Consider the following 20732-nt stretch of genomic DNA (forward strand, 5'->3'; position numbering starts at 1 on the left):
TTCGCGCTTGACCTTGCCTGCGCTGGAGGCTTGAAACGGCGCGCATTCAGGGAATCGAGGTTTCATGCGGATCGTGCTTGCTGTTGTTTTCGTCGCCGCTGCCGCCGCGGGCTGGGTGCTGTTCGCCCCGTCCGCCCCGGAGCCGGAACAGGTGGCGGCCACGAACCCGGCGATGGTCTCCGTGCAGATGCCCGAACTGGTGGGGGCCGAACGCGTCGGGCAGACCGTGTTCGCGTCACGATGTGCCGATTGCCACGGCAGGGATGCGGGCGGGATAGAGGGTGCCGGGCCGCCGCTCATTCACAAGATCTACGAGCCCTCCCACCATGGCGACATGTCCTTCGTGCTCGCCGCCACGCGCGGGGTGCGGGCGCATCATTGGCGCTTTGGCGACATGCCGCCGGTCGAGGGCGTGACCCAGGCCGAGATCGAGGCGGTGATCGCCTTCATTCGCAAGGTGCAACGCGCAAACGGCATCCTTTGAGGCTTGCGCGGGTCTCCCGGCCGATACACCAAGGCGACAGCCAACCGGAGGGCACATGAAACGCGCGCGCATCAACGAGATCATGGCCGAGGCCGACGCGATGATCCGCCGGTTCGGCTTCACCCTGCCGCCCTTCGCCTGTTGGACGCCCGAGGAATTCCGCGACCGCGCCCGCGAGGCGCGCGCGGTGATCGACGCCCGGCTGGGCTGGGACATCACCGATTACGGCGCGGGCAACTTCGACAAGATGGGCTTGTTCCTGTTCACCATGCGCAACGGCCGGCTCGCCGATCTGCGCGCCGGGCGCGGGATGTGCTACGCCGAGAAGCTGCTGATCTCGCGCCGCGACCAGATCAGCCCGATGCACCGCCACATCGTCAAGGCCGAAGACATCATCAACCGCGGCGGCGCGACGCTGGCGGTGGAGTTGTTCGGCTCCGACCCGGACGGCAATTTCGACGAAAGCGCCGGCGGCGCGGTGCGCTGCGACGGGATCGAACGGCGCTTTGCCCCGGGCGAGGTGATCCGCCTCGCGCCGGGCGAAAGCGTCACCCTGATGCCCGGCGACTGGCACGCCTTCTGGGGGGAGGGCGGCGACGTTCTGATCGGCGAGGTCTCGACGGTGAACGACGACGAGACCGACAACGTCTTTCGCGACCCGATCGGGCGGTTTTCGCAGGTCGAGGAAGACGAGCCCCCGCGCCACCTGCTGGTATCGGATTATGGGCGGGTGTTTGGTGGTTAGGGTTGGCAATGCGGACGGAGCGGACGTTCGCTGCGTTTGCGCCAATTGCCGCTTTGACGATTATATGGCTTCCGGCAATTCGTCTGACGGTCTTGCCATGTCCTTCAGCGCCTCTTTGCGGCGGGAGATGGTTTCATGCCATTCCTGCGCCTCACGGTCTGAGAAAAAGCTGGCGGACGGGGCAAGGCGTTTTACAGCTTCCTCGACCTCTTCCAAGCCAACTCGGAAGAATTCCTTGCGCATGTTAGAAGCGTTCACGCGGCGGTCTGCGAACTCTTTGTGAAGGGCGCTTTCTAGGGCTGGGGCTTCATCCGAATAGATCATCGCATGGGTGTCGAAGCCGAAAGGGACGCTTGCGTCACCAAGCTCTTTAACCCGGTCGTCTGGTTCAAGGCGCCGCGTCAAGCCGATCTTGACTACATCCTCGCCAAAGGAACCGATGTTCGAAATAATATAAACATAGCCGGATTTGGTCATCTCAGCCATTGCGCGGGCGCGTTCGCTTGTAGCGTGGGCTTCGGCCAAAGCGGCTTCCAGCTCCGCTATGCGGCCTTCATCTACGCCCGCCTCTGAGCGCGCTTTATCCAAGAGCTTCTGATACCGTTCCTCTTCACGTTCTGCCGCTTCGGCTTCGGCTATGAGCTTCTTCTCTTCGCGTTCCGCGCGGGCCAGCTCTGCGCGCTCTTCTTTCTCCATCTTAAGGCGCTCACGGTATTCATGGGTCGCATGCAATTCGTCCAGTTTGAGGCTGACATATTGCTCACTGATACGCAGATTCATGGACTCGTTGGCTTTGTCGATTTGCTTGGCCGCGTTGAGGATACGCTTCTCCATCGCGTTGACGTTGTTCCAGCGCGTGTTTGCGATTGCGGCTTCGCATTCGTTGTTGAAGGCTCGCATGGTCAGGCGGGTCTGGCGGTTAATCATCGTCTGACCCTTGGCGCGGCTTCCGTCCACTTGCCAGTCAGTCGGACAGAGGGTCGAGGTCTTCGCCGAGACCATTGCCTTCTGGCGATCTCGGATGCGTATGATTTCTTGCTTGTATTCGTCAGCGTCGTTGAACTCAAAATGGGGTTCATAGACACCGAGTTCCGCAAATGAGAGCTTTTCGTCATAAATTGCGACTTGTTGCTCTAATTTTTTAAGCGTGGCGCGCTTCTCGGAATAGGAATTACGCGTCTCTTCGACTTGCTTCTGTATCTCTGTTGCCGTATCTTTGAGCGTCGCGACTTCATCCTCAACAGACTTGATGGGCGCATATTTTTCCCTGAGCGTTTGTGCCGTCGCTTCCGCTTCCTTAATACGCCTTTCGGCGCGGTGTTTTGCGCCACGAGCGCGAAGCCAGAGGATCAAAAGAAGGATGGGTAGGAGCAACCATGCGGTTGCGAAAACCATAATTGGGTCCATTATTTCCAGCCTTTCAATTTTTTCTGAATTTGACCAGTATAGTGGAGGAGATCAAGGATAAGGTTTCCAGACCTTCGCTGCGCTTAGACGAATGAGCGAGTTGGACTCCCAGCCGTCATCTGACCGTTTCGCTCAAGGATGCGGCGCAAGCGTCCGAAACCCTCCGGAAAAACCAACCCCCGCCTTCCGGATCGCGTTCAGCGCCAGAGCCAGGCCTGTCCCGCGAGCGCGCCTTGCGCCTTGGCCAGAAGCCGGTGCGCGGGGCCGGTGGGGGCGGCGACGCCGGCCGCGAGCCGGTCGGCCACCACTTCCGGCGGGCAGGGCGCGCCGGTGACGGGGTCGCGGTAGCGCGGGTAGTCGATCAGCACGGCATGGGCCAGCGCGATGATGTCGGGCCGGGCGGCGCGGCGGGCGGGCACCGGGCCGAGATCGCGGGTCAAACCCCATCCGGCATAGAACGGCGCGCCGAGGCAGGTGACGGGTTTGCCGCGCAGGAGCGCCTCGAAGCCCATCAGCGAGGTCATCGTCCAGATCTCGTCGCAGGCCTCGATCAGCGCCACCGGGTCGGCCTCCTCGGCCACGACGTCGGCCAGCGCCCGCGCCTCCTCGGGCGGCACACGGCCCGCGCGCAGCCCCGCCTCCACATCGGGGTGGGGCTTGTAGACGATCACCGCCTGCGGGTTGGCCGTACGCGCGGCTTGCAGGAGCGCGAGGTTGGTTGCCACCTCGCCCGCACCAAGGCGGATCGAGGCGTCGTCCTCCACCTGTCCCGGCACGAGGATGCGGTGGCCCTCGGGGAGCGCGGGCGCGGGGCGGTCGAGGTTGTACTTGCTCAGCCGCCCCCGGATCAGCCCCGCCACCAGACGCTCGGCGCGCAGCCGCGCGCCCTCGGGCAGGGTGGCGGAAGCGGCGATCAGGCGCTCCAGTCGGCTTTCCCGCGTGGGGTCGTAGTAGATGCCGAGATCGTCGGCGACCAGCGAGAGCGGCGGCACCAGTTCGGCCCCCAGCCCACGCGAGCGCAGGAAGCCGTCTTCAACCCGCAGAACGGGCAGGCCCGCGGTGTCGCCGAGGGTTTCTTCCTTCCCGGCCCAGACCATCAGCCGCCGCCCGCTTGCCCGCGCCTTGGTGACGGCGGCGGGGCCATCGGCAAACACCAGCCGCCTTTCGCCCCCGAAGAAGCCCGCGAGTGCCCCGCGCTTCCACAGCCGCATCCCCGCCGCCACGTAGCCCGCGCCGTCTTCGCGCGCGGCGCGGGCGCGGGCTTCCAGCGCGGTGATCGCCTGTTCGACCCCGCAAAGCGCATCGTGGTGGGGATCGTACCAGGTGGGGTAGAGCACCATCGCACCGGCGAAGAGCTGCGTGCGGGTGAGCTTGCGCGTGCGGCGGGCGACGGGGTTTTCGTCGCGCGTCAGGCCCCAGCCGGCATACCACGGCTGGCCGAACACCCTTGGCCGGTGGCCTGCGAGGATCGCCTCGAAGCCCATGCCGGAACTCACGGTATAGACCGCCACGGCCCCTTCCATCAGCGCCCATGGGTCGACCGGACCGGTGACGAGGCTCACGCCCTCGCCCGCGTCCCCGGGGCCGAAATGGCCGGGGCGGTGGCCGGCGGCGGTTTCGGGGTGGGTCTTGATCACGATCGGCATGCCGCGCTCGTCGATCCGGGCGGCGGCGAGCATCTCGCGGAATGTGCCCGGCCCGGCCCCGGCATGGGCGATCGAGGCATCGCCCCGGGTCTGGTCGATCACCAGAACGTAAGGGGAGGGGGGCAGCGGCGCGGCAGGGTCGAAGCCCGCGTATTTCGACAGCTTCGCGCGCCGCATCAGATCCGAAGCCTGACGGGCGCGGGCAAGCAATGCGCCATCGTCGAACGGGTGGGTGGCGAGCAGGTGTTCGAGATCGGACGGCGCCGAACTGTCGAAATGCGCCGCGCGGCTGTCGATCACGAGGCCCAGCGGCGGCTCGCCCGCGCGCCCGGGGCGGAGCGAGCGCAGGAAGGCATCCTCGATGCGGATCAGCCGCGCGCCGGTCTTCGCCGCCACCCGCCCGCCGCGATGCGCGGTGGGCGAATGGCCCCAGACGCCGACGTTGTCATTCGGCCCCGGCCAGCCGAGGCGCAACTCCCACCCTGCGAGCGCGAGGATGCGCCGCAGCCGGGGTTGGGTGAGAAACCCGCCGTTGAAGACGAAAAGCCGCCGGGAGCGCGCTGCCCCGGCGGCTTCGGTGTCGGGTTGGCGGCCCATGCGACGGCTAGAACAGCCCCGCGGTGGCGGCGGTGGTGGCCAGCGAATCCGCGGCCCCCACGGACGAGGTGAGCGCCGAGAGCACCTTGGTCCACTGCACGTAAGGCGCTTCGGTGACATAGACGGTATCGCTGTCGCGGATCACGAAATCGCGGGCCATGAACATGCCGTTGGGTTCGGTGAGATCGAGCACGTAGATCAGCCGCTGCGCGCCCACCAGATCGGTGCGGCCAAGCACGGCACTCGCGATCTCGACCGGTTCGTTGCGGAAGACGAAAACCCCGGTCGGATCGGCCAGAGCCGGGTTGAGGCCGCCGACCTGTGCGATGGCTTCGAGCGCGGAAAGCGTCTGGGTCTGGAACTTCACCCGGGTCTGCGCGCCGGTGGCACCGAGCGCGGTGAAGGCGCGGGTATCTTCCTCGACGAGGATGCGGTCGCCGTTCCTGAGCGCGACATCAAGTTCGGGGTGCTCGAACAGATCCTGATACCAGATCTTGCCGGTCCGCTCGCCCCGGATGATCTTGACCACGGCCACCTCGGCGGGCACCGCGACGCCGCCGGCGCGCGCCAGCATCGCGCCCAGCGTGCGCGTCGGCCGCTCGATCGGGTAGACGCCCTGACCGCCCACCGCGCCGGTGAGAGACACCGTGGCACCGTCCCCCGCGAGGCGGCGCACGACCACCTGCGGATCCGGGGTCTGTTCGGCAAGCTTTTCGGTGATGATCCGGCGGATCGCCTCGGGGGTATTGCCCGCGGCCTTGATCCGGCCGGCATAGGGAATGAAGATGAAGCCCGAACCGTCGACCTGCACTTCCTCGAGGCTCGCCGCGGCCCCGGCGGCGGTGAGAATGCCTTCCTCGACGTTCTCCCAGATCGAAACGCCCAGCACGTCGCCGGGGCGGATCGTGTCGGAGCCGACCACGCCCGCGCTGGTGAACTCGGAGGTCAGCCCGAGCGAGGGCACGACCGCGGTGGCGCGGGTGACGTCATCGTTCACCGCAACCACGAAGGCGTCGCCCTGCTTTTGCACGGAACCTGCGTAGATCTCGGATTTGTTGGGACCGGATCGGGGAAGAACGTCGCAGGCCGCAAGGCCCACCACGCATGCAAAAAGGGCGGCTCTGCGCGCCCATGCGTTGCCCATCTGTATCACTGCTCGGGCTCCTTTGTGGAGTTCTGCCGTTGATTTTTTCTGCAACCTACCGGCACATCGAGGAAAAATCTACCCTTTCGATAGTCACGGGCTATTTCACCGCAAACAACTGTTGCCGTGGTGCCGCTGTGCCACGGGCGAGGGCGTCGTAGGGGTCGTCGGCGATGAGCATCATGTCGACCACTTGGCGCAAGAGCTGGCGACGGCCGCGCGCCGAATAGAAGCCGCCAGGCACCTGGCTGGTTTCGAGGAGGTATCGACGATAGTCGCGATAGGCGCGGTTGTCGGGTCGGCTCGGGCGGGTAAAGAACTCCGCCACGCCCTGCGTCGAGACGAAGTCCGGCTTGGCAAAGACCGCGTCGCCGAACGCGCGCAGCGGCAAGCCGCGCCACAGCACCTGCTGGGCGGCGGTGGAATTGACCGTCACCGCGCTGCGGGCATGGTCGAGCAGCGCCGCGAGCTTGCCGCCGCGCACGTAATGCACCCGCTTTTCAACGCCGTGGAGGCGCGCGAGGTGGCGAAGCTCGGCGCGCAGCGGCACCCGCCCGTCTTCCAGCGGATGGGCCTTGAACACAAGATGATGGTGGCGCGCCGCTCCCTCGGCAAAGCCGCTGATCACCAGGTCGAGAAAATCGGTCATGGTGGAGAACGGCGAATGCGCCTGAAAGCTCGAGTCGTGTTCGAGTTGCAAGAGCGCGAGGTGATAGGGAAAGCCGCCGTGCTTGATGCGCAACGTCGCGATCCGGCGTTCGAGCGCGAGAAGCGGCATCAGCACCAGGCGTTGCAGGTAGAGGCGAAATTCCTTGGTCACCGGCATCGCGCGGTGCGGCTTGAAGCCCCTGTAGCGCCGGTTCAGGAACATCACGAAAAAATGGTAGAGCGCGCCGTAGAAGACGTGGTGGCGCATGTCGCCCCAATGTGCGGGTGCCTCGGGAATATCGCGCTCAGCGTCGGCGAGCACCTTCTGCATCGCCGCCACGCTCATCGTCATCAGCCGTGAATTGCCGTTCGAGCCGCCGCGCTCGTAGGTGACCCAGTAGGGCCTGAGGTAGCCTTCCTCGAAAACATGGATGCCCAGCCCCGCCGCCCGGGCAATCCGCACCGCCTCGGCGTGAACGAAGCGGGTATCGCCATAGAGCACGATATCGGTGACGCGCTTCTCGGCGACGAGGGCTTCGAGGCGTGCGGGCCAGGCCGACTGATCTTCGGTGAAGGCGATATAGCCGGCGCGTCCGGGCCAGAATACCCCGTCGCCCTGGTTGAAGCCGACGCGCCAGACCTCGGCCCCGGCGGCGCGCAGCATCCGGCCAAGCCGCCAGAAGAACGGCCCGTGCGGTCCCTGCAGAAATAGAAATACCCTGTCTTTGCCGTCGATCGCTGCCATGTGCCTCCGTCTCCCGTGGTGGTCACGGGTTTGACAGGTGTTTCTTGCCATATCGTTTCGGCGAAAATGTGGCAACGCGCCAATCCGGCGCGGCTTGGCAAGCCCGCCGCGCTGGCTTAGGCAGGGGCAAAAGGAGACTGGCCCATGTTTACAGGCATCATCACCGATCTTGGCCGGGTGGCGGCAATCGCCCGGCCCGGCGACATGCGCGCGCGGATCGAAACCGGCTACGATACCGCGAGCATCGACATCGGTGCCTCGATCGCCTCCGATGGCGTCTGCCTGACCGTGGTCGATCTCGGGCCGAACTGGTATGACGTCGACATATCCGCCGAGACCCTGTCGAAAACCAACCTCGGGGACTGGACGATCGGGCACCGGGTCAACCTCGAACGCGCGCTCAAGGTGGGCGACGAGTTGGGCGGGCACATCGTTTCGGGCCACGTCGACGGCGTGGCGGAGGTGGTCGGGGTGCGCGACGAGGGCGAGTCCACCCGGGTGAGCCTGCGCGCGCCCGCATCCCTCGCCCGCTTCATCGCGCCGAAAGGATCGGTGGCGCTGAACGGCACCTCGCTCACCGTCAACGAGGTCGAGGGCGACGTGTTCGGCGTCAACCTGATCGTGCACACCAAGGCGGTGACGAACTGGGGCGCGGTGCGTCTGGGTGACCGGATCAACCTCGAGATCGATACCCTCGCGCGCTACGTCGCGCGGTTGAACGAGTTTCGCGCCTGAGGCCGCAACCGCCGGGGACCACCGTCGCCTTGCTGCCGGCATACAGCCCCGTGAGGTTTTTTCGGGTCCGGAAAACGGGTATTCTCGGGTCGCGAAATACCTTCGGGGGGTGAGCCCGAAGGGCGAGGGGGGCAGACAGCCCCCCTTTGCTCTGGCAATGCCGGGCGCGAGCGGTTATCTCGCCTGCGTGCTCAAGTGAGGGAAGGCCATGGCCGACGCAAAGCAATACGAATCCCCCGGACCGATGGAAGTGAACTGGCGCGATGCCATTTCGGCCATCGAGGAGATCATCGAGGAGGCCCGCAACGGGCGGATGTTCATCCTCGTCGACCACGAGGACCGCGAGAACGAGGGTGATCTCGTGATCCCGGCGCAGATGGCGACGCCGGAGGCGGTCAACTTCATGGCCACCCACGGGCGCGGGCTGATCTGCCTCGCGCTGCCCGGCGCGCGGATCGACGCGCTCGGGCTGCCGCTGATGTCGACGGTGAACGCCTCGCGGCACGAAACCGCCTTCACGGTCTCGATCGAGGCGCGCGAGGGGGTGACCACCGGGATCTCGGCACATGACCGCGCCCGCACCATCGCGGTGGCGATCGACCCGGCCAAGGGGGCCGGCGATCTCGCCACGCCGGGCCACGTCTTTCCGCTGCGCGCGCGCGCAGGCGGCGTGCTGGTGCGCGCGGGTCATACCGAGGCGGCGGTGGATATCGCCCGCCTCGCCGGGTTGCAGCCCGCGGGCGTGATCTGCGAGATCATGAACGACGACGGCACCATGGCGCGGCTGCCCGAACTCGTCGGCTTTGCCCAGAAACACGGGCTGAAGGTCGGCACGATCTCCGATCTCATCGCCTACCGCCGCCGCCACGACAACCTCGTGAACGAGAGCGCGCAGAAGGCGGTGACCTCGCAATTCGGCGGCGACTGGATGCTGCGGGTGTTCACCGACGAGACGCAAGGCGCCGAGCATATCGTGCTGACCAAGGGCGATCTGACCACCGATGCGCCGGTGCTGGTGCGGATGCACAGCCTCAACCCGCTGGAAGACGCGCTCGGCCTCGGCCCGGCCCCCGCCGACGAGCTTCAGCGCGCGATGGAGATCATCGCCGAGCAAGGGCGCGGCGTCGTGGTGCTCCTGCGCGACCCAGCGATGAAACTCGCCGTCGACGGTACGGTAAGCCCGCAGATCCTGCGCCAATACGGGCTGGGCGCGCAGATCCTGTCGTCTTTGGGGATTCGCCGGCTCACGCTGCTGAGCGACAGCCCGATGCCGAAGGTGGTGGGGCTCGAAGCCTATGACCTCACCATCGAGGGCACCCACCCGATTCGCGGAGGCAAGTGATGGCGACGGCCGAACAGCATTACATCCTGCCTCGCCCGTCCTTCGACAAGCCGGTGAAGCTCCTGATCGTGGTGGCGCCCTATTACAAGGATATCGCCGACAACCTCGTGGCCGGCGCGAAGGCCGAGATCGAAGCCGCCGGGGCTACGTGCGATCTCGTCGAGGTGCCCGGTGCGCTCGAGGTGCCGACCGCCGTGGGCATGGCCGACCGGCTTTCGAACTTTGACGGCTACGTGGCGCTCGGCTGCGTGATCCGGGGCGAGACCACGCATTACGACACCGTCTGCAACGACAGCTCGCGCGGGCTAACCCTGCTCGGGCTTCAGGGCCTCGCGATCGGCAACGGCATTCTCACCGTCGAGACCCGCGCCCAGGCCGAGGTCCGGGCCGATCCGGAAGGGCAGAACAAGGGCGGCGGCGCAGCGGCGGCGGCGCTGCACCTGGTGGCGCTGCGGCGCAAGTGGGGCCGTCCGGACAAGCCGGTCGGGTTCCGCCCGCGCGAGGACTACCGGGTCGCGGGCACGCCCGGCGAGGGGAGCACCGGGGCATGACCCTGTCGGGCAACGAGAAACGCAAGATGCGCTCGGCGGCGCGGCTCTACGCGGTGCAGGCGCTGTTCCAGATGGAAAGCTCGGGCCAGACCGTAGATCGGGTGATCCGCGAGTTCGAGGATTTCCGCTTCGGCGAGATCCTCGAAGAGGGCGAGATGGTCGAAGGCGACCCCGACCTGTTCCGCGCGCTGGTGGACACGGCGGTGAACCGGCAGGCGAAGATCGACCAGTTGACCGACCGTGCGCTGGTGGCAAAATGGCCGATCGCGCGGATCGACCCGACCTTGCGTGCGCTGTTTCGGGCCGCAGGAGCGGAACTGGTGGAAGGCAACACGCCGCCCAAGGTGGTGATCAGCGAGTTCGTCGATGTCGCCCGGGCGTTCTTTCCCGAGTCCGACGAGCCGAAATTCGCCAACGCCGTGCTCGATCACATCGCGCGCGAGCTGCGTCCCGAGGCGTTCTGAGCCCCCGGGCAGCGCAGGGCGCTCCGGCGCCCTGCCGCCGATCCGGCCCCCGCGACGGCTTGACGCTTGGCAGCCCGCGATTACATGCTACTATGAGAATATATCGCAAGACCGGGGGAGAATGCCCATGCCCAAGCTGATACGCTTGTATATCAAGAACGTCATCATCGGCTTCGGCCTCTCCGCTGTCTTTGTCTTCGCGCTGCTCTACACCAACGTGGCCAACCTCTGGCACCTCGTGTCGACCTCCGATATCGGCTGGATCGCGGCGGTGATGCTCTGGGTGTTCAACGGCATCGTCTTCGCGGGCGTGCAATTCGCCATCGTGGTGATGCGGATGGGCGACGACGACGAACCGAAGGGGGGCAAGCGGGTGCCGGTGGCCACCGACATTCCCGCCCGTGTCGAGGCTGTCGCCACTGCTCCGCGCAAGCCGCGCCACTGAGGCCGCGACCCCGCGGACCGACGCAAAGGCCCCGCGCGGGGCCTTTTTTCATTCCGCCTCGTAGGCCTTCAGGATCTCGTCGAGAGGTTTCTTGATCTTCGCCACGGCAGGCACCGTGGCGTCCGGGGCCGGATGGCCCACGGCGAGGATCATCACCGGCTTTTCCGAGGCGGGGCGGTCCAGTACCGCGTTCAGAAACCGCATCGGGTTCGGCGTGTGGGTGAGGCAGGCCAGCCCGGCCTGGTGCAGGGCCGCGATCAGGAAGCCGGTGGCGATCCCGACGCTTTCGGGCACGTAGTAATTCTTGAACCGGCTGCCGTCGTCGAACGCGCCCCAGCGCTGGGCGAAGACCACGATCAGCCAGGGCGCGATCTCGAGGTGCGGCTTGGCCGCATCGGTGCCGAGCGGCTCCAGCGCTTTCAGCCACTCGTCGCCCGCCGCGCCATCGTAGAACCGCTTTTCCTCCGCTTCCGCCTCGGCGCGGATCCGCGCCTTGAGGCCGGGATCGGAGATTGCGGCGAAGAACCACGGCTGGTGGTTCGCCCCCGAGGGCGCGCGCCCGGCGGTGGCGACCGCCGCCTCGATCACCGCGCGCGGCACCGGACGGGGCGAGAAATCGCGCACCGAATGGCGCTTGGCCATGTGGTCGAAAAACCCGCTCACCCGGGCCAGCATCTCGGCGTCGGAAAGCGCGAAACGGTCGGGCAGGGGGAGCGCCTCGTGGGGCAGGTTCTTGCGGGAAAACATCGTGCCTCCGGGGAAGATCCCCGGGAGGCTAGGATGTGGCGGGACCGCACGCAACCGTCGAGGTAAACTAATTCCCGAGAGCCTGCATATACAGGTGGGCACCGGGTAACCGGACCAGGGCCCGGACAGAGCCAGCTCCCTCGAGAGTCGTTAAGGCCACTGGAATTTGACCTCGTCACGAGTAGGGCAGACCGCCACATCGCTATCTAGGCGCGATAGGGGGGCTGTGCAAGCCGACGCGTTGGTTGGCGGTTTCCTGGGTCCGAAAAAACCTCGGGGGTGCGGGGGGCTGGCCCCCCGCCCCGGCACGCGCCACCGGCGCCGTGCTCTGGACAAATGTTCACCTCCTGTTCATGGTGGCCTCATGCAAGATCTCCCCCTCCAGCCCGGCCAGGTCCTGGCGCGCGGCGTGGCGCGGCACCTGCGCCAGCACGATTTCGTCTCGGTCGAGGAATTCGTGCCCGTGCGCGGCCTGCGGATCGACGTCTTCGCACTTGGCCCGAAAGGCGAGTTCTGGGTGATCGAGTGCAAGTCCTCGCGCGCCGACTACGCGGCGGATTCAAAGTGGCAGGGCTATCTCGAATGGTGCGACCGGTTTTTCTGGGCGGTCGACAGCGATTTCCCCAGCGAGCTTCTGCCGGCCGAGACCGGGCTGATCATCGCCGACGGATTCGATGCCGAGATCCTGCGGATGGGGGTTGAAACCAGGCTCGCCCCGGCCCGGCGCAAGAAGCTGATGCTCAAGTTTGCCCGCGACGCGGCGCGCCGTTTGCAGGGCTGGCGCGATCCCGGGGTCAGCGCTTTTTCGGACCCTTCGCGCCCTTCGGACCATCGGTGATCGCGCGCGCCTGCTCTGCGGCAGCGCGGATTTCCTCGGCGATTTCTTCCGCTTCCTCGGGGTCGAAATCCATCGGCAGGTCGATGCCGCCGCCCTCGACATAGATCCGCACCATTCCAAGGCTGGTGGGGCCAATCTGGATATTCGCGGTGATGTCGGTTTCGGAATCGATACCCATGCCGGCCTCCCTGATGTCCTCGCGAGGGTTACGCCGCCGCCTTGCTTTTTTCAAGGGCAGACCTCTTGCAAAGCAGAGGCCGCGGCGGTAAATGCGAGCGGCGTGCCGCCTTAGCTCAGTTGGTTAGAGCGCTGGATTGTGGATCCAGAGGTCCCCCGTTCGAGCCGGGGAGGCGGTACCACCGAAACCCCAAGATCAAGACGACCGGCCACCGGCGCGCGCGCCGATGCTGCCACCTGCGTGATCTCGGCGGTGCGGGTGGGGAACCCCGGGGAACCGACGCTGCCCCCGCGCTCAGCTCGACGCGGTGAGCACGCTCAGTGCGTCTCCGTCGAGCAGCGCCGCCGAGAGCCGCCCGGTGGCATAGGCCCCGGTATCGACGCCGATCCGCCCGGCCTCGGGTTGCACCGCATCGACAACAACGTGGCCGTGGATCACCCAGATCCCGTCGCCGCGTGGGCTGCGCAGAAAGTCCGGGTGGCCCCAGAGCAGCGCCTGTTCGGATTGCGCCTCGATCGGCTTGGCCGGGTTGGCGGCGGCGTGGACCACGGCGACGTTGCCGCTGACGTATGACAGCGGCAAGCCGCGCAGCCAGGCGAGCATGTCGGGCCCCAATGCGCGCGCGAGGGCGTCGCGGGCCTTGATCGCGCCGGCCTCGTCGGGATTTGCGCCCAGCCCGCCGATGCCGAAGCTCGCCAGCGTCTGCAACCCGCCAAAGCGCAGCCAGCGCGCGGCCTCGGCCGTGGGCGCGTCGAGAAAGCGCAGCATCATTTCCTCGTGGTTGCCCTTGAGAAACACCGCCTTTCCGTCTTGCGATCGGGCGAGCCCGTGCAGCCGGTCGAGCACCGCCGCGCTGTCTTCGCCGCGGTCGACGTAATCGCCGACGAAAACCAGACGGTCGGGGGCGGCCGCGTCGATCCGGGCCATGAGCCGGTCGAGCAGGGCGGCACAGCCGTGGATGTCACCGACCACTGCGAGCCGCTCGGCGGGTGCGCGCGGCGCCATCATGGCGACCGGGTCGGCGGGCTTGGCCCCACCGCGAAAGATCCGTTTGAGCAGCTTCATGCAGCCAGTCTAGGTGGACGTTTTCCCGCGGCCAAGATCGGGCGGGCTCAATTGTTGTAATACTTGTTGTGGCCATAGGCGGCATAGGCACTGTATTGCCCGCCGTAGCCGTATCGCTTCATCCCCTTGGGGTCGATCTGGTTGAGCACTGCGCCGGTGATGGTGATGCCGCTGAGGGCGAACTGGCGCACCACCTCGCGCACTTGGGCGCGCGAGGTGGCATCCCATTTCACGGTGAAGAGCACGGCGTCGGCCTCCTGGGCGATGATGCGCGAATCCGGCACCAGCAGCACCGGCGGCGTGTCGATGATGATCACGTCATACTTGTGGCGCAGATCCTGCATGAAGGTGCTGAAACGCTCCGAGGAAAACACGTCGGCGGCGTTGGTGGTGCTCTGTTCGCCAAGCAGCATGTCGACCCCGAGATCGTCGATGCGCTGCACCACGTTGTCGAAGCGCGCGGCCCCCGAGAGGATCGACAAGAGTCCCTCGGCTTTCTCGTAGTCGAAGTATTCCGAGAACACCCGGCGGCGGATATCGCCCTCGATCAGCAGAACCTTCTTGCCGAGGCCGGAGAAATTCTGCGCCAGAGCGATTGCCGTTGTGGTCTTGCCCTCGCCCGAAAGCGCCGAGGTGGAAAGGATCACCTGCGGCGGGCGGTCGAGGTTGGACAGCATCAGCGAGGTGCGCAGGTTGCGCACGGCTTCGGCCGCGGCCGAGGTTGGCTTGTTCACGAGGTAGTCGATCACCGCCTTGCGCTGGCGGGCAGGGATCTTCGGCAGTTGTCCGATCACCGTGAGCCCGGTCTCGCCTTCGAGGGACTCTGCCGTGCGGAAGCCCGTGTGCATCATCTCGCGCAGCAGCACGACGCCCGCCCCGGCGATGAGCCCGAGGATCATGCCGAGGGCCAGGATCAACGATCTGCGCGGCTCCGAGGGCTGCACCGGCTGCGTGGCATAGGACAGGATCCGGCTGTCGGCCTGCTGGATGCCGCGCTGGACGGAGGTTTCCTGCATCCGGGTGAGGAAATACTCGTAGATCGCGCGCAGCGCCTGGGTTTCCCGCTCGAGCTGCTGAAGCTGGACGAGATCATCGGACTGGCGGGCGTAATCGGCCTCCAGCCGGTCGAGCGACAGGCCCAGCGACGTCACCTGACCTTCCGCGCGTCCGAGATCGGCCCGGGCCCTGTCGAGAAGGGTTGCAAAGCGCGCCGCGAACAGCCCGGTGTTGCTCGCGCCGTCGATCTCCCCCGCCAGTCGCGTCAGGGCGGCATCCTCTGCGACTCGCGCCATCTCGGCAGGCTCGCCGCCCGCTTCGGCGGCTTCCAGTGCGCCGACGCGGGTTGCCAGCGCGTCGCGCGTGGTTACCAGCCCGTCGAGGCGCACCCGGGTGTCCTTGATCTGGCGGTTGAGGCCTTCGAGCGCCTCGACCGAGACCAGGTCGGTGCGGGTGGCGAAGCTCTTGATCCGTGCTTCCGCCGTCTCAAGCTCGACTCGCAGCGTGGCGACGCGCTCGGAGAGCCATTCGGTGGCCGTCTCCATCGCCTCGAACTTCACCGCGAGCTGGTCGGCGATGTAAAGCTCGGCGAGCCGGTTGGCGATGTCGGCGGACTTGTTCGGATCGGTTGTGAGCGTGGTGATGGTGAAGACATAGCTTGACCGCAGGTTGGATACCGTGATTGCCTCGGCCACGCTGTCGACGGTGGCATTGCGTTCGTGCTGCGGCGATGGTGCCGGGGTATCGGCGTCGAGGAACGGGTTGAACTCGGGATCGGCCAGCAATCCCATGTCATCGACCAACCTGTTGATCAGGTTGCGCGAGCGCAGCACCTCGACCTCGGTGTTGATCGTCGCCTGGTCGCCCGACAGGCCCGACAGGACGTTCTCGAAATCGACCATCGCGCCTTGCCGGTTGTCGAGCGCGACCGCGGCCTGCGCGGTGTATTTCGGCACCGCGATCCGGGTTGCGTAACCCCAGGCGGTGGCCCCGGCCAGAAGCATCGCGAGCACGATCCAGAGCTTGCCGCGCCACAAGGTGCCGAGCACTTCCAAGAGGTCGATTTCGTCGCCGTCGATGCCCTGGTGCACCGCTCGGTTCGAAGCGGCCGCTTCGGCCACGGCTTTGCTGTACTGGTTCACGCAGTCACTCACCTGTGGAAATCCAAGCTTTCTTTTGCGTAATGCTTTCAACCCTCGTTTGCAATCCTTGAGCAAATACACGCGGAAGTTTTGCCGCGGACGAGAGCGAGGTCGCAGGGGGATTGTGCGCCTGGTTGGCAATTCTGCGGCCGCCATGCGCCGGAATCGTGCGCCCCATCGCCCGTTCAGGACGTGTTGTGGTGAGACCGCCACAGTTGTGGATGTATCACGACATCACCTTCAGGTAGAGTATCGCGACCGATGTGGTTACTATCTATTAAGGATGTATGGAAAGTCCGAGATTCAATTCTCGCGTGTATTGCCTGGAACGCGAATTGCCGTGACACGTCGGGAACCGGAGAGAGGCATGGCCTGCTTCGGTGCGGTAGCCATCGGCCACGCACCCCGACGAGATCGACGGCGGCGACGCAGGGGGACGGTTTGAAATCTCCAGACGACATGACTTGGCGCGGGGGTTCGCGGCGGTGCGCCTCCAAGGTGCGACGCCCGCCGATCATGTGCCGACGTGCGCCGGTGAATCCGTGAAGAAGGTTCTCACCGTTTTCGGGACGCGTCCCGAAGCGATCAAGATGGCACCGGTGGTCGAAGCCCTGCGCGATGATCCGAGGTTCGACGCGCGGGTCTGCATCACGGCGCAACATCGCGAGATGCTCGATCAGGTGCTCACCCTGTTCGATATAGTGCCGGCTCATGATTTGAACATCATGAGCCCGGGGCAGTCACTTCATCAGGTCACATCACGGATCCTGACCGGCCTTGCCCCGGTTCTTCAGGCCGAAAAGCCGGATCTCGTGCTCGTGCACGGCGACACGGCGACAACTCTGGCCACATCGCTTGCGGCCTACTACGCGCAAGTCCCGGTCGGGCACGTGGAGGCCGGCCTGCGGACGGGAAACATGCGTTCGCCATGGCCCGAGGAAGGAAACCGCCGTGTCGCCGGTGCGCTTGCGGAACTGCATTTTGCCCCAACGGAAAAGGCCCGGGAAAACCTGGTTGCAGAGAACATCGCGAAAGACACGATCACCGTGACGGGAAACACCGTGATCGACGCCTTGTTCCTCGTCCGCGATCGCATCGACGCCGATCCCGCGCTCACACAAGAAATGGCAGAGCGATTTTCATACCTGGACCCTTCAAGGAAGCTGATCCTGGTCACAGGGCACCGGCGAGAGAGCTTCGGCGGCGGTTTCGAGCGTATTTGCCAGGCCTTGCGGGAGATCTCCGATAACCACCCGGACGCGGAAATCCTCTACCCGGTGCATCTCAATCCAAATGTCCAAGGCCCGGTGAACCGGCTCCTGAAAGGCATCGGGAACGTCCATCTCATCGAACCTCTGGACTACTTGCCCTTCGTGTTCCTGATGGCCCGGGCGCATCTGATCCTGACCGATTCCGGCGGCATCCAGGAAGAAGCGCCGTCGCTGGGCAAGCCGGTGCTCGTCATGCGCGAAACCACCGAGCGCCCCGAAGCCGTCGAGGCAGGAACCGTGCGGCTCGTTGGTACCGATGTCGCGTTGATCGTTGCCGAGGTTGGCCGCCTGATGACCGACCATGCGGCCTACGAAGGGATGAGCCGCGCCCATAACCCTTATGGCGACGGCAAGGCCTGCGGACGGATCCTCGATGCGCTTGCCGGGTAACTGAATGATTGAATTCAAGAAGATATCGGTCATCGGATTGGGCTATATCGGCCTTCCCACGGCGGCGATGTTCGCCTCCAGAAAGGTCGAAGTCGTCGGTGTCGACGTGAACCAGCGCGCGGTCGACATGATCAATCGCGGTAAGGTTCACATCGTGGAGCCGGATCTCGACCTCGTGGTGCGGGCGGTGGTCACGCAAGGCTATCTGCGGGCCACGACGGTTTGCGAGCCGGCCGAGGCCTTCCTGATCGCGGTTCCCACCCCGTTCACCGGCGACAATCACGATCCCGATCTGTCGTATATCGAGGCGGCCGCACGCCTGGTGGCCCCGGTTCTGGAACCGGGCAACCTGGTGATCCTCGAAAGCACCTCGCCCGTTGGTGCGACCGAAGCCCTGGCCGGCTGGCTCGCCGGTGCCCGGCCCGATCTGAGTTTCCCCCAGACCGCCGGCGACGCCTCGGACATCCGCGTGGCCCATTGCCCGGAGCGGGTTCTGCCGGGGAAGGTCATGCAGGAGCTGATCACCAATGACCGGGTGATCGGAGGGATGACGGCGGCCTGTTCGGCGGCGGCCGCGCGCCTCTACCGCACCTTCGTCACTGGCGAGTGCGTTATCGCAAGCGGCCCGCGCGTGGCGGAAATGGCCAAGCTGACCGAAAACAGCTTTCGCGACGTCAACATCGCCTTCGCCAACGAGCTTTCGCTGATCTGCGACGCCCTGGGAATGGATGTCTGGGAACTGATCCGCCTGGCTAACCGCCACCCGAGGGTCAGCATCCTGCAGCCGGGGCCGGGTGTGGGCGGGCATTGCATCGCCGTCGATCCGTGGTTCATCGTATCTTCCGCCCCCGACCAGACGCGCTTGATCCGCACCGCCCGCGAAGTCAACGACTCCAAGCCCGAATGGGTGATCGAAAAGGTCCGCGCCGCGATCGGGGCGCACCTGATGGAAAATCCCGGCAAGACCGCCGCAGACGTGACCCTTGCGATCTACGGCCTCGCCTTTAAACCCGACATCGACGACCTGCGCGAAAGCCCGGCACTGGAGATCGCGCAGGCGCTGGTGGCGGCGCACGCCGGGCCGGTGCTGGTGGCGGAACCCAATATCGAATCCTTGCCCCCGGGCCTCGGCACAGCCCGCCTCGTCGCCCACGAGGAGATCCGCGCCGACGTCCACGCGATGCTGGTTGACCACAAGCCTTTCAAATCCAGCCCCCCGCCCGCGGGGCAGATCGTGGATGCACGGGGGGTGTGGGGGTGAGACCCACGATTCCCGTGAGAAAAATACAAGCCATTCCGATAGCCCTCGCTCTTTACCTCGCGCTGGCGGCAGGAGGGTTGGGTCTCGGAGAAACCTTTACGTTGCCACGGGCCACAGTCTCTATCTTCCTGTTGATGGCTTCAGTTCTCACGATCAACAAGCGCAGTCCATTTGGCAAATCTGAGGTCACAATCCTATTCCTATTCACAATATTTCTTTTGACGCAATTCTTTCGCACGACGGAAACGTCGATCGCACTAGCCAAAATCGATGGTTTCCTCATTGGCGGGATATTTGTTCTGGTGCTCTCAAACCACGCCCTAAGAGCATACGGGAAAGACTTTCTGATTACCTTTATTTCCGTGGGTATCATCTTCCTAGTGGCAACCATAATATACAAGTTCAACTATGGGTTCTGGGATCGACTGGTGCGATACTTCGTTAACGGTCCGATTGTGTTTGGTTGGATGATGTCAATAATGGCCCTTGCCTCACTCTTTGTCTTTTTTGAGGGAAGGGGCCGGAGGTTCTTGGCGGCATACGTAGTTTTTGCGCTGTCAGTTGTCTGGAGTGGTTCGAAGGGCCCATTGATAGCGCTCGCGATTTCGACGTTGTACTTCCTTATAAAGTCGAGGAAAATAGGATCGACGTTCGCCTTCTTGCTGGCCGCGCCGTTCTCCTTCGTTTCGCTATTGGAGTTTGGATTGCTTCCAGAACGTTTGATGGTCTTCCAGAGGGTTATCGAGGGAAGCTACCGAGAGTTCGATCACGGATCAATCGGAATCCGGGCTACTATGCTGGGAGAGGCGATTGATATTTTCCTTCAGAACCCGGTTTTTGGTGTCGGAATAGCGAACTGGAGCCATTACTCGCAGCAAACATACCTGAGCAGCTTCGGTTTCATCTACCCGCACAACTTTTTTGGAGAGGTGCTCTCCGAGTTCGGTGTCGTGGGGATGATCTTTGTCGTGTGCATCTTTGCCTTCATATGGACGAATGGCAACGTCCTTTCGAAGACATTCGCAGTATTCGCAATGGTCGCACTCATGTTCACAGGCGATATTTCGTACTGGAGATTCTTGGTGTTTTTCCCCCTTTCTATGTCCAGGATCGTGGCGCGCGGATGGTAAACATAATAATAATAGCTTGGGTATCGTTGTTCTTCGCTGGGTATGTCTTTTTTGATGGGTTGGCGGCACTATCTCGAATGGCAGCCGCCAAGGCCTCTCTGAACGCGTTCGGCGCTGCGATTGAAAAAATTATGAACACAATTAAAAGGTTGAGCATTTTTTCGTTTCCACCTGCAATTGGCTACTTCGTAATGAGGCAAGACGCTAGCTCTTTGTTTCTGGCCGTGTTTGGGTCGCTGTTTCTCGGAGCTTCTGCGGCAATGTTCATTTTCCTTCGCCGCATTGCGATTCAGAGGTACTTCTTTTTGGTGGCGCTGAATTTTGATTCAGGACAAGGGATTTTCCGTGCTTTCATTTCTGCATGCCGCGGTTCTCAAAGTGGTCAGAAGGTTCAATCTCCTCCCAATGTGACTGTCTCCCTGCCAGAGGCCATGCGGCATAACCTTCAACTGTTTCTTCTTGCCTCCTGGGTCTATTTGGTGTTCGGTTCTTCAATCTTCCTTGTAAATATATTGGCGATGGTTTTTTTCGAGGCGGCGCCTGTGATACTCCAGACTCTCGGATTTTTTAATGGCTTGGGAACACTTGTACTTGCTTTCTTCGTCGACCCGCGTATCGCGAGGTTCCTGGACAAGAAAGAGAAGTTGGAGGAACTGACCCTTGTGGTCATTGCTGCGCAAGGAATCAGTGTAGGTCTCTATTCTCCGTTCTTGTTCGGGGCAGTCTTCTTGGTGTTTTTTTGATTCGGATGTTTGTGGGGT

Annotated in this window: 20 protein-coding genes and 1 tRNA gene; 13 read left to right on the forward strand and 8 right to left on the reverse strand. The window is 64.3% G+C overall.

What is annotated here, in order from left to right; genetic code table 11:
- Nucleotides 1-64 precede the first annotated feature (64 nt).
- On the forward strand, nt 65-484 hold the full coding sequence (locus B9Y97_RS14595; protein ID WP_085527431.1) for a c-type cytochrome: 420 nt from the start codon (nt 65-67) through the stop codon (nt 482-484).
- A gap of 55 nt (nt 485-539) precedes the next feature.
- On the forward strand, nt 540-1229 hold the full coding sequence (locus B9Y97_RS14600) for a D-lyxose/D-mannose family sugar isomerase (protein WP_085527432.1): 690 nt from the start codon (nt 540-542) through the stop codon (nt 1227-1229).
- A gap of 60 nt (nt 1230-1289) precedes the next feature.
- Here B9Y97_RS14600 and B9Y97_RS14605 read toward each other — a convergent pair whose 3' ends face one another.
- From B9Y97_RS14605 to B9Y97_RS14620, 4 genes are all read right to left on the reverse strand, one after another.
- Nucleotides 1290-2624: an SNIPE associated domain-containing protein gene (locus B9Y97_RS14605; protein ID WP_254900931.1), complete on the reverse strand. Its 1335-nt coding sequence runs from the start codon at nt 2622-2624 to the stop codon at nt 1290-1292.
- Nucleotides 2625-2833: 209 nt separating this feature from the next.
- Complete coding sequence (locus B9Y97_RS14610) at nt 2834-4879, reverse strand: capsular polysaccharide biosynthesis protein (protein WP_085527434.1); 2046 nt, start codon at nt 4877-4879, stop codon at nt 2834-2836.
- A gap of 7 nt (nt 4880-4886) precedes the next feature.
- A complete protein-coding gene (locus tag B9Y97_RS14615) occupies nt 4887-6023 on the reverse strand; it encodes a polysaccharide biosynthesis/export family protein (protein ID WP_085528285.1) in 1137 nt (378 codons plus the stop codon).
- Nucleotides 6024-6123: 100 nt separating this feature from the next.
- Nucleotides 6124-7416, reverse strand: a complete 1293-nt coding sequence (locus tag B9Y97_RS14620; RefSeq protein ID WP_085527435.1) for a capsule biosynthesis protein — start codon at nt 7414-7416, stop codon at nt 6124-6126.
- Between the two features lie 144 nt (nt 7417-7560).
- On the opposite strand from B9Y97_RS14620, the gene B9Y97_RS14625 reads away from it, so the two are divergent.
- The 5 genes from B9Y97_RS14625 to B9Y97_RS14645 all read left to right on the forward strand — a co-directional run bounded on the left by B9Y97_RS14625 (nt 7561) and on the right by B9Y97_RS14645 (nt 10953).
- Nucleotides 7561-8151 (forward strand): riboflavin synthase, encoded by a 591-nt coding sequence (locus B9Y97_RS14625; RefSeq protein WP_085527436.1) that lies wholly within the window; start codon nt 7561-7563, stop codon nt 8149-8151.
- A gap of 208 nt (nt 8152-8359) precedes the next feature.
- Nucleotides 8360-9493, forward strand: coding sequence for a 3,4-dihydroxy-2-butanone-4-phosphate synthase (gene ribB / locus B9Y97_RS14630; protein WP_085527437.1), 1134 nt, complete (start codon nt 8360-8362; stop codon nt 9491-9493).
- Nucleotides 9493-10044 carry a 6,7-dimethyl-8-ribityllumazine synthase gene (locus B9Y97_RS14635; protein ID WP_085527438.1) on the forward strand — a complete coding sequence of 184 codons (552 nt, stop codon included), beginning with the start codon at nt 9493-9495 and terminating at the stop codon, nt 10042-10044. Before ribB ends, B9Y97_RS14635 begins: the two co-directional genes overlap by 1 nt.
- Nucleotides 10041-10508 (forward strand): transcription antitermination factor NusB, encoded by a 468-nt coding sequence (gene nusB / locus B9Y97_RS14640; RefSeq protein ID WP_085527439.1) that lies wholly within the window; start codon nt 10041-10043, stop codon nt 10506-10508. The genes B9Y97_RS14635 and nusB overlap by 4 nt, the downstream gene beginning before the upstream one ends.
- A gap of 127 nt (nt 10509-10635) precedes the next feature.
- The gene (locus B9Y97_RS14645) at nt 10636-10953 is read left to right on the forward strand and encodes a hypothetical protein (protein ID WP_085527440.1); all 318 of its coding nucleotides are present in this window, start codon (nt 10636-10638) and stop codon (nt 10951-10953) included.
- Nucleotides 10954-11001: 48 nt separating this feature from the next.
- On the opposite strand, the gene B9Y97_RS14650 is transcribed toward B9Y97_RS14645, so the two are convergent.
- Nucleotides 11002-11700, reverse strand: a complete 699-nt coding sequence (locus B9Y97_RS14650) for a nitroreductase family protein (RefSeq protein ID WP_085527441.1) — start codon at nt 11698-11700, stop codon at nt 11002-11004.
- Between the two features lie 364 nt (nt 11701-12064).
- Here B9Y97_RS14650 and B9Y97_RS14655 point away from each other — a divergent pair, with 364 nt between their 5' ends.
- Nucleotides 12065-12538, forward strand: a complete 474-nt coding sequence (locus tag B9Y97_RS14655) for an MmcB family DNA repair protein (RefSeq protein ID WP_085527442.1) — start codon at nt 12065-12067, stop codon at nt 12536-12538.
- Here B9Y97_RS14655 and B9Y97_RS14660 read toward each other — a convergent pair.
- Entirely contained in the window at nt 12495-12716 is a 222-nt protein-coding gene (locus B9Y97_RS14660; protein WP_085527443.1) for a DUF6324 family protein, read from the reverse strand. The genes B9Y97_RS14655 and B9Y97_RS14660 overlap by 44 nt on opposite strands.
- A gap of 104 nt (nt 12717-12820) precedes the next feature.
- On the opposite strand from B9Y97_RS14660, the gene B9Y97_RS14665 reads away from it, so the two are divergent.
- Nucleotides 12821-12897 (forward strand) — tRNA-His (locus tag B9Y97_RS14665).
- Between the two features lie 113 nt (nt 12898-13010).
- On the opposite strand, the gene B9Y97_RS14670 is transcribed toward B9Y97_RS14665, so the two are convergent.
- Together B9Y97_RS14670 and B9Y97_RS14675 are read right to left on the reverse strand one after the other, a co-directional pair.
- Nucleotides 13011-13781 carry a metallophosphoesterase family protein gene (locus tag B9Y97_RS14670; RefSeq protein ID WP_254900932.1) on the reverse strand — a complete coding sequence of 257 codons (771 nt, stop codon included), beginning with the start codon at nt 13779-13781 and terminating at the stop codon, nt 13011-13013.
- A 47-nt stretch (nt 13782-13828) separates the two neighbouring features.
- On the reverse strand, nt 13829-15931 hold the full coding sequence (locus tag B9Y97_RS14675; RefSeq protein WP_254900933.1) for a GumC family protein: 2103 nt from the start codon (nt 15929-15931) through the stop codon (nt 13829-13831).
- A 530-nt stretch (nt 15932-16461) separates the two neighbouring features.
- On the opposite strand from B9Y97_RS14675, the gene wecB reads away from it, so the two are divergent.
- From wecB to B9Y97_RS14695, 4 genes are all read left to right on the forward strand, one after another.
- Nucleotides 16462-17580, forward strand: coding sequence for a non-hydrolyzing UDP-N-acetylglucosamine 2-epimerase (gene wecB, locus B9Y97_RS14680; RefSeq protein WP_217809463.1), 1119 nt, complete (start codon nt 16462-16464; stop codon nt 17578-17580).
- A gap of 4 nt (nt 17581-17584) precedes the next feature.
- Nucleotides 17585-18841 carry a UDP-N-acetyl-D-mannosamine dehydrogenase gene (wecC, locus tag B9Y97_RS14685; RefSeq protein ID WP_217809464.1) on the forward strand — a complete coding sequence of 419 codons (1257 nt, stop codon included), beginning with the start codon at nt 17585-17587 and terminating at the stop codon, nt 18839-18841.
- Nucleotides 18838-19971 carry an O-antigen ligase family protein gene (locus B9Y97_RS14690; protein WP_139828333.1) on the forward strand — a complete coding sequence of 378 codons (1134 nt, stop codon included), beginning with the start codon at nt 18838-18840 and terminating at the stop codon, nt 19969-19971. The genes wecC and B9Y97_RS14690 overlap by 4 nt, the downstream gene beginning before the upstream one ends.
- Nucleotides 19972-20048: 77 nt before the next feature.
- Complete coding sequence (locus B9Y97_RS14695) at nt 20049-20714, forward strand: hypothetical protein (RefSeq protein WP_139828334.1); 666 nt, start codon at nt 20049-20051, stop codon at nt 20712-20714.
- Nucleotides 20715-20732 lie beyond the last annotated feature (18 nt).

It is taken from the genome of Maritimibacter sp. HL-12, assembly GCF_900177545.1.
Classification (GTDB): Bacteria; Pseudomonadota; Alphaproteobacteria; order Rhodobacterales; family Rhodobacteraceae; genus Sinisalibacter.

Coding starts and splice junctions, on each gene's coding strand:
- B9Y97_RS14595 (WP_085527431.1), top strand. CDS start 65: ATGCGGATCGTGCTTGCTGTTGTTTTCGTCGCCGCTGCCGCCGCGGGC.
- B9Y97_RS14600 (WP_085527432.1), top strand. CDS start 540: ATGAAACGCGCGCGCATCAACGAGATCATGGCCGAGGCCGACGCGATG.
- B9Y97_RS14605 (WP_254900931.1), bottom strand. CDS start 2,624: ATGGTTTTCGCAACCGCATGGTTGCTCCTACCCATCCTTCTTTTGATC.
- B9Y97_RS14610 (WP_085527434.1), bottom strand. CDS start 4,879: ATGGGCCGCCAACCCGACACCGAAGCCGCCGGGGCAGCGCGCTCCCGG.
- B9Y97_RS14615 (WP_085528285.1), bottom strand. CDS start 6,023: ATGGGCAACGCATGGGCGCGCAGAGCCGCCCTTTTTGCATGCGTGGTG.
- B9Y97_RS14620 (WP_085527435.1), bottom strand. CDS start 7,416: ATGGCAGCGATCGACGGCAAAGACAGGGTATTTCTATTTCTGCAGGGA.
- B9Y97_RS14625 (WP_085527436.1), top strand. CDS start 7,561: ATGTTTACAGGCATCATCACCGATCTTGGCCGGGTGGCGGCAATCGCC.
- ribB (WP_085527437.1), top strand. CDS start 8,360: ATGGCCGACGCAAAGCAATACGAATCCCCCGGACCGATGGAAGTGAAC.
- B9Y97_RS14635 (WP_085527438.1), top strand. CDS start 9,493: ATGGCGACGGCCGAACAGCATTACATCCTGCCTCGCCCGTCCTTCGAC.
- nusB (WP_085527439.1), top strand. CDS start 10,041: ATGACCCTGTCGGGCAACGAGAAACGCAAGATGCGCTCGGCGGCGCGG.
- B9Y97_RS14645 (WP_085527440.1), top strand. CDS start 10,636: ATGCCCAAGCTGATACGCTTGTATATCAAGAACGTCATCATCGGCTTC.
- B9Y97_RS14650 (WP_085527441.1), bottom strand. CDS start 11,700: ATGTTTTCCCGCAAGAACCTGCCCCACGAGGCGCTCCCCCTGCCCGAC.
- B9Y97_RS14655 (WP_085527442.1), top strand. CDS start 12,065: ATGCAAGATCTCCCCCTCCAGCCCGGCCAGGTCCTGGCGCGCGGCGTG.
- B9Y97_RS14660 (WP_085527443.1), bottom strand. CDS start 12,716: ATGGGTATCGATTCCGAAACCGACATCACCGCGAATATCCAGATTGGC.
- B9Y97_RS14670 (WP_254900932.1), bottom strand. CDS start 13,781: ATGAAGCTGCTCAAACGGATCTTTCGCGGTGGGGCCAAGCCCGCCGAC.
- wecC (WP_217809464.1), top strand. CDS start 17,585: ATGATTGAATTCAAGAAGATATCGGTCATCGGATTGGGCTATATCGGC.
- B9Y97_RS14695 (WP_139828334.1), top strand. CDS start 20,049: ATGGCAGCCGCCAAGGCCTCTCTGAACGCGTTCGGCGCTGCGATTGAA.